The sequence below is a fragment of the Polaromonas sp. P1_E1_2 genome, from assembly GCF_056406035.1.
The window spans coordinates 1-4,557 of record NZ_JBFUAZ010000333.1 but is presented as its reverse complement, the minus strand read 5'-3'; the positions used below and the strand labels follow the sequence as shown (position 1 = coordinate 4,557).

Annotated in this window: 5 protein-coding genes; 3 read left to right on the top strand and 2 right to left on the bottom strand. The window is 63.0% G+C overall.

The window, feature by feature from the left end; translation table 11 throughout:
- Positions 1-453: rRNA maturation RNase YbeY (gene ybeY / locus AC1D1P_RS14955; protein ID WP_477673525.1), on the bottom strand; the 453-nt coding region annotated here is incomplete at its 3' end.
- On the bottom strand, positions 443-1,453 hold the full coding sequence (locus AC1D1P_RS14950; RefSeq protein ID WP_477673524.1) for a PhoH family protein: 1,011 nt from the start codon (positions 1,451-1,453) through the stop codon (positions 443-445). The genes AC1D1P_RS14950 and ybeY, both read right to left, overlap by 11 nt.
- 93 nt (positions 1,454-1,546) lie before the next feature.
- Here AC1D1P_RS14950 and ruvA point away from each other — a divergent pair, with 93 nt between their 5' ends.
- From ruvA to AC1D1P_RS14935, 3 genes are all read left to right on the top strand, one after another.
- Positions 1,547-2,119, top strand: coding sequence for a Holliday junction branch migration protein RuvA (ruvA, locus tag AC1D1P_RS14945; protein WP_477648181.1), 573 nt, complete (start codon positions 1,547-1,549; stop codon positions 2,117-2,119).
- Between the two features lie 14 nt (positions 2,120-2,133).
- On the top strand, positions 2,134-3,207 hold the full coding sequence (gene ruvB / locus AC1D1P_RS14940) for a Holliday junction branch migration DNA helicase RuvB (RefSeq protein WP_477670041.1): 1,074 nt from the start codon (positions 2,134-2,136) through the stop codon (positions 3,205-3,207).
- A gap of 42 nt (positions 3,208-3,249) precedes the next feature.
- Positions 3,250-4,557 (top strand): rhomboid family intramembrane serine protease (locus tag AC1D1P_RS14935; protein ID WP_477673523.1); only part of this gene is annotated, 1,308 nt, incomplete at its 3' end.

The following is a 4,557-nucleotide window of genomic DNA, read 5'->3' as shown; positions in this document are numbered from 1 at the left end:
GCGATAAGGGTTCTTGAAACCCAGCCCGGCCAGGATGCGAATTTCCTCCGCTTCCATCGCCTCGGCGTCCTCTTCACCAGTCTCATGGTCCCAGCCTTGCGCGTGCAGCGTGCCGTGCACCAGCAGATGGGCGTAGTGGGCCTGCAGCGTCTTTTTGTTCTCTTTCGCCTCTTTGGCCACCACCGGCGCGCACAACACCAGATCGGCCGTGACCACGGGCTCCTGCGTGTAGTCGAAGGTCAGCACATTGGTAGCGTAGTCGCGCTGGCGGTAATCGCGGTTCAGCGCCTGGCCTTCCTCGGCATCCACAATGCGTACGGTGATCTCGCCGTCGTGCGCCAGCGCGTGGCGGATCCAGCGGGCCACGCTGTGGCGCGGCAGGGCGGCGCGGTGACGGGCGGCGTCCTTCAGGTCGCCAAACTGCAAGGACAGGCTCAGGTTTTTAAGAGCCATTTCGGCTCCTGGCGCTTGTGCGGCGCGCGGGAGCAGCTATCGAATCTGCAGCAATTTCTGCCGCAATACCGGGCCGCGTCTTGTCGTATGCATCCACAATGCGGGCCACCAGCGGATGGCGCACCACGTCGGCGCTGGTCAGGCGCGTGATCGCAATGCCTTTGACGCGCTTGAGCACGCGCTCCGCGTCTACCAGGCCGCTGAGCTGCGTGCGCGGCAAGTCCACCTGGCTGATATCGCCCGTCACCACGGCCTTGCTGCCAAAGCCGATGCGGGTCAAAAACATCTTCATCTGCTCGGGCGTGGTGTTTTGCGCTTCATCGAGGATGACGAAGGCGTGGTTCAGCGTGCGGCCGCGCATGAAGGCCAGCGGCGCGATCTCGATCTGCTGGCGCTCAAAGGCCTTTTGCACGCGCTCAAAGCCCATCAGCTCATGCAGCGCGTCATACAGCGGACGCAGGTAAGGGTCCACCTTCTGGCTCAGGTCACCCGGCAAAAAACCCAGGCGCTCGCCGGCCTCGACCGCCGGGCGGGTCAGCACAATGCGTTGCACCGTGCTGCGCTCCAATGCATCCACCGCGCAAGCCACGGCGAGGTAGGTCTTGCCGGTGCCGGCGGGGCCGATACCGAAAGTGATGTCGTGGGTGGCAATGTTTTCCAGGTAGGTGCCCTGGTTGGTGGTGCGGGCGCGCAGGTCGGCGCGGCGGGTCGACAGCGCCATGGCGCCGTCGGGCGCGATGCTGAGCGCGGTGTCGCCGGCCAGCATCAGCTGCACGGTTTCGGGCTCTATGGGCCGCTGGGCAATTTCGTACAAAGCCTGCAGCACTTCCAGCGCCTGGTTGGCCTTCACCTTGGTGCCGTCGATCTTGAACTGCTCGAAACGGTGCGCAATCGTGACATCCAGCGCCACTTCGATGGTGCGGATGTGGCTGTCCATGGGTCCGCACAGGTGGCCCATGCGGGTATTGTTCGGCGGCGTGAAGGTGTGACGAAGAATCAAGGCGGTGGTTTTCCTGGAAAACGGCGGTTAAAGGCGGAAAAACACAATTGTCCGCCCAAACAGGCGCCTGCGTCTGACTGATAAGATTTGCCCATGATTGGAAGACTCTCTGGCCAGCTGGCCGAAAAAAATCCCCCGGAAATCCTGGTGGACTGCAACGGCGTCGGCTATGAGGTGCTGGTGCCCATGAGCACCTTCTACAACCTGCCCGGCCTGGGCGAAAAAGTCAGCCTGCTGACACACTTTGTGGTGCGCGAAGACGCACAAATCCTCTACGGTTTCGGCAGCGCCACCGAACGCGCCGCCTTCCGCCAGCTCATCAAGATTTCCGGCGTAGGCCCACGCACCGCGCTCAGCGTGCTCAGCGGCATGAGCGTTGAAGAGCTGTCGCAAGCCGTCACCCAGCAGGAAGCCGGCCGCATCATCAAGGTGCCCGGCATCGGCAAAAAGACCGCCGAACGCCTGTTGCTGGAACTCAAGGGCAAACTGGGCGCCGACATCGGTATCCAGGTCAGCGTCGCCAACGATGCCCAGTCCGACATCCTGCAGGCCCTGGTGGCGCTGGGCTATAGCGACCGCGACGCCGCACTGGCACTGAAGGCATTGCCCAAAGATATCGGCGTGAGTGACGGCATCAAGCTGGCGTTGAAGGCGCTGGCGAAATAGGCCGGTAACCCAGTATGAGCATACAAACCGACGATTTCGCTCCCGGCGACTTCCCGCCCGCCAAGCGCGTGATGTCGGCCGCGCCGGCCTCACCCGGCGAGGAGGCGATCGAGCGCGCGTTGCGCCCCAAACTGTTTGACGAGTACGTCGGCCAGACCAAGGTGCGCGACCAGCTTGAAATCTTCATTGGTGCGGCCAAAAAGCGCAGCGAGGCGCTGGACCACGTGCTGCTGTTCGGCCCGCCCGGCCTGGGCAAGACCACGCTGTCGCACATCATTGCGCATGAGCTGGGCGTGAACCTGCGGCAGACCTCCGGACCGGTGCTGGAAAAACCCAAGGACCTGGCGGCGCTGCTGACCAACCTTGAAAAGAACGACGTCCTCTTCATTGACGAAATTCACCGCCTGAGCCCGGTGGTAGAAGAAATCCTCTACCCCGCGCTCGAGGACTACCAGATCGACATCATGATCGGCGAAGGCCCGGCGGCGCGCAGCATCAAGCTCGACCTGCAGCCCTTCACGCTGGTGGGTGCCACCACGCGCGCCGGCATGCTGACCAACCCGCTGCGCGACCGCTTCGGCATCGTCGCGAGGCTGGAGTTTTATACACCCGACGAACTCGCACGCATCGTGCGGCGCAGCGCCAAGTTGCTCAATGCGCCCATGGACGAAGAAGGCGGTTTTGAAATTGCCCGCCGTTCACGCGGTACGCCGCGCATTGCCAACCGCCTGCTGCGCCGCGTGCGCGACTATGCCGACGTGAAGGGCACCGGCCACATCTCGCTGGACATCGCCAACAAGGCGCTTGCCATGCTCGACGTAGACCCGCAGGGCTTTGACGTGATGGACCGCAAGTTACTCGAAGCCGTGATCCACCGCTTTGATGGCGGCCCGGTCGGCCTGGACAACATCGCGGCCAGCATTGGTGAAGAGCGCGACACGATTGAAGACGTGATCGAGCCCTATTTGATCCAGCAAGGCTATTTGCAGCGCACGCCGCGCGGGCGCATCGCCACGCTGGCGGCCTACCGCCACCTGGGCGTGGCGCCGCCGCAGCAAGGGCAAGACTTCTTTGGCGCCGGCAAATAAACAATGAACCGGCCCGCCAGGTGGCAAGGGCAGGAGGGGAGCATGGAATTTCCGGATACTGTTCCGTCGGCCTTGCTGGCAGGCGCACCTGATGCGCCTGAATATGTGCGTGAGTTTCCCTCATCGTGGCGCAGCACCACGGGAACCCTGACGATCCTCTTTTCATTCCTGGCCGTCATTCCGGCCTTGATGCTTGTGTTTGTCCCGTTTTCCGGTTTTCCCGGATGGCGACTGGCCAGCCTGGGCGGCCTGCTGTGGTTCGTCTGGCTTTTTGGGCGGCAGCTTGTCGGCGGACGTCCGGCCTTGCGGGTGGGCCCCGAAGGCATCAGCGCCGCCGTACTGAAAAACAGGACCATCGCGTGGGCTGAGGTGTCAGATATCGAGTCGCAGTCTGCGCAGGGCCACACGTCGATCAACGTGTCGCTCGCACCTCATGTGAAAGACAAATGGTGGTGGGGCAGCCGTAAAAAGCGGCTTTGCATTCTCTTGAACAGCGTACGGACCAAAGACCACCCCGACGCGATCATGGCCGCGATGCAGGCCTTTGCTACCTACGGCGGGCGGGGCTTTATGCAGGCGATGGAGCAGCGGACCGCTGAACTCAAGGCCGTGGAAAATTTCGACGCCCGCCTGAAGGAGCTCACGCCTGTGACTTGGGCGCTTTACCTGGTGGTCGGCGTGAACGTCGCTGTCTGGCTGGCGAATCTCGGTGCCGGAATCAGCGCGTTCAAACCCTTGCCGTCGGAGCTTTTGGCCTGGGGCGCCAATTYGGYGGCGTCCGTGGTGGAAGACCGCCAGTATTGGCGTCTGTTGACAGCCACCTTTCTGCACGGCGGCTTTCTGCACCTCGCGTTGAACATGCTGGGCTTGTGGCAGGGCGGGGTCCAACTCAACCGGCTTCACGGCAACTTTCAGTTCCTGTTGATCTACCTGGCCAGTGCGCTCACCGGCAGTGCGCTCAGCCTGCATTTTTCTGCCCAGCAATCCGTTTCCGTCGGTGCTTCCGGTGCGGTGTTTGGTGTCCTGGGGGCGCTGCTGGTGGCGGTGCGCCAGCATCGCGGGCAAATACCCGGCGTTACCAGCAAGAACGTGATGACCAGTCAGGGCGTGTTTCTGGCGTATGCGCTCGTTCAGGGTTTCAGCAAGCAGGGTATCGATAACGCCGCCCACGTGGGGGGCCTCATGGCAGGATGTGTGCTGGCCTGGGTGCTGACCGAAAAAATCGCCGCCGTTGCCACACCGGCGCGGCGGCTTTCAACGGCGGCTATCGGTTCGTTGCTGTCGGCCACCGCAGTGGCCGCTCTGGTGGCCACAACGCCGACGCCTGCCGTGCACCATCGGCAGCTGTTT